Annotated in this window: 3 protein-coding genes; 2 read left to right on the top strand and 1 reads right to left on the bottom strand. The window is 62.7% G+C overall.

Annotated features, from left to right (window positions below; genetic code table 11):
- Positions 1-687, bottom strand: a 687-nt coding sequence (locus tag VBE63_RS26905; RefSeq protein WP_323686071.1) for an amidohydrolase family protein, incomplete at its 3' end; no start/stop codon positions are given.
- A 118-nt stretch (positions 688-805) separates the two neighbouring features.
- On the opposite strand from VBE63_RS26905, the gene mtnA reads away from it, so the two are divergent.
- Together mtnA and pgsA are read left to right on the top strand one after the other, a co-directional pair.
- On the top strand, positions 806-1,873 hold the full coding sequence (gene mtnA, locus VBE63_RS26900; RefSeq protein WP_323686070.1) for an S-methyl-5-thioribose-1-phosphate isomerase: 1,068 nt from the start codon (positions 806-808) through the stop codon (positions 1,871-1,873).
- Positions 1,874-2,010: 137 nt separating this feature from the next.
- On the top strand, positions 2,011-2,586 hold the full coding sequence (gene pgsA, locus VBE63_RS26895) for a CDP-diacylglycerol--glycerol-3-phosphate 3-phosphatidyltransferase (RefSeq protein WP_323686072.1): 576 nt from the start codon (positions 2,011-2,013) through the stop codon (positions 2,584-2,586).
- Positions 2,587-2,751 lie beyond the last annotated feature (165 nt).

Below are 2,751 nucleotides of genomic sequence, written 5' to 3'. Positions count from 1 at the left end.
GAGCGATTGCATCACCTCATCGCGCGTCTCATGCACATGGGTGTGCACCTGCACCTCGAGCTCATCGCTGAGGGTGCGGATGCGCGCGAGCGGCGCCTCTGAGACCGCATAGGTCGAATGCGGCGCGAAGGCGATGCGTGCCAGTGGGTGGTCGCGGTATTGCTCGTACAGCTCCAGCCCGCGGCGCAGATACTCGTCGGCGTCCTGCGCATAGCGGGTGGGCAAATCGACCACGATCATCCCGGCCAGCACGCGCATGCCGGCCTCGGCAGTGATCCGCGCCGTGACCTCGGGGTAGAAATACATATCGTTGAAGCAGGTGATGCCACCACGCAACATCTCCAGCACCGCGAGCCGGGTACCATCGGCGACGAATTCGGTATCGACCCAGCGACCCTCGGCGGGCCAGATGTGCTCATGCAGCCAGGTCATCAGTGGTAGATCGTCGGCGAGACCGCGCAACAGCGTCATCGCCGCATGGGTATGGGCGTTGATTAGGCCGGGGATGAGGGCATGGCCGGGCAGCTTGAGGACCCGTTTGGCTTGGATCTGCTGCTCCGCCTCGCTGCGTGGCAGGACTGCGCTGATGCGCCCGCGATCGATACAGAGGCTATGCCGCTCCAGCGTGTTATCCGCCGCATCCACAGGCAGAATCCAGTCGGCATGAATCAGGAGCTCGGCTTGCATGAAGGGGTCCTCGGCGTGTTGCCACTTGAGCGAAGGGCCAAAAAGGCCAAGAATGCACGAGAACTTTGCCACAAGGGATCGCGTCATGGAAACGCCCCAAGCTATAACGCCCCAAACTATGAAGCCGCATGCATTGGTTGCTCATCCAGACAACGCCATCGTCTGGCATGAGGACCAGCTCTTTCTTCTCGACCAACGCGCACTGCCCGCCGAGACTCGGTTCGTGGTCTGCGAGAATGCCGCCGAAACCGCCCGTGCGATCAAAGACATGGTGGTGCGGGGCGCGCCGGCGATCGGGGTGACTGCCGCCTACGGCGTCGTGCTCTCGGTGCGCGATCATTTCCAGCGCAGCCCGGCCGACTGGCGTCCTGGCGTCGACCAAGATCTGAAGGTCCTCGCCGCAGCTCGGCCGACCGCCATCAACCTGTTTTGGGCGCTTGAGCGCATGCGTGCGCTGCTCGATCAGCTTGACCAGCTCGATCCGGTGCCGGCCCTGCTGATCGAGGCGCTGCGTATTCACCGCGAGGACGTCGCGGCCAATCAGGCGATGGGCGACCTGGGTGCGGCGCTGATCGAGGGCCCCACCGACGTCATCACCCATTGCAACGCTGGCGCCCTGGCCACCGGCGGCTACGGCACCGCGCTCGGCGTGGTGCGCAGCGCTCACGCCGCCGGCAAGATCGGACGCGTCTATGCGGACGAGACCCGCCCTTGGTTGCAGGGCTCTCGCTTGACCGCCTGGGAGCTTGACCAATCCGGCATCCCGGTGACGGTGCAGGCGGACAACGTCGCCGCGAGCCTGATGGCGCGCGGTGGGATCGGCTGGGTCATTGTCGGCTCCGATCGCATTGCCGCCAATGGTGATGTCTGCAATAAGATCGGCACCTATGCGCTTGCCGTGCTGGCCCGCTATCACGGTGTGCGCTTCATGGTGGCCGCGCCGACTTCGACCATCGATCTCAGCGTCGCTCGCGGTGCAGATATTCCAATCGAGGAGCGGGCCGCCGATGAGGTGCTCAGTTGTGGTGGGATGCGTGTCGGCCCTGAGGGCGTGGGCGCGCATAACCCGGTGTTCGATGTCACACCAGCCGAGTTGGTCGATGTGATCGTCACCGAGCGTGGGGTGATCGAGCAGCCAACGGCGGAGAAGGTGGCTGCCTTGATGGCGCAGATGCCGGCCGATTAAATCTGCGCGCATCTGCGGTTCAAATGGTCTTTTTAGGATAAATCGCGACGACAAATGGCCGTGAGTCAAGCAAGATCGGTTGTTCTGTGCACCTGCGAGTCAGTCTATCGGGGAAGTCTGTGAGCCCAAACACCAGCCTGTGGAACATTCCGAACATCCTGACGCTGCTGCGGATCGCGCTGATCCCGGTGTTCGTGGTGGTGTTCTATTTGCCGGTGCCTTGGGCGCGCCTGGTCTGCGCGCTGATCTTCACGGTCGCTGCCATCACCGATTGGCTCGATGGCTACCTCGCGCGGCGCTGGAGCCAGACCTCGCCGCTTGGTGCATTCTTAGACCCGGTTGCCGATAAGCTGATGGTGGCCGTTGCCCTGGTGCTCTTGGTGCAGGCCGAGGCCAGCATCCTGTTTGTGCTGCCCGCAGCCGTCATCATTGGCCGTGAGATCACCGTCTCCGCGCTGCGTGAATGGATGGCCGAGATCGGCGCCCGGGCCAAGGTCAAGGTGTCGATGGCCGGTAAGGTGAAGACCACCCTGCAGATGGTCTCGATCGTCTTGCTCATCCTTGGCAGCCCGTTCCTGGGGTTACCGATCTACTGGCCCGCCGTGATCCTGCTGTACATTGCTGCGCTCCTCACGCTCTGGTCGATGATCCTCTACCTCCGCGCGGCCTGGCCGAGCCTCACCAACACGGCTCCAGACCAGAATGCCCACTGAGCATAAACCGGATCATAAACCGGGACGGACCACCATTTGTGCATAAACCGGGACGGACCACCATTTGCGCATAAACCGCGCATAACCCGTGACAGACCACAATTTACAAGCACCGGAACAGGCCGCTATTGACGCTGACCATCATGCAAATTGAAGCCATCTATC

It is taken from the genome of Lamprobacter sp. (genome assembly GCF_034860625.1).
Taxonomy (GTDB): Bacteria; Pseudomonadota; Gammaproteobacteria; order Chromatiales; family Chromatiaceae; genus Lamprobacter.
Note: the sequence above shows the minus strand (reverse complement) of the source record. Positions and strands in the feature narration are given on the sequence as shown.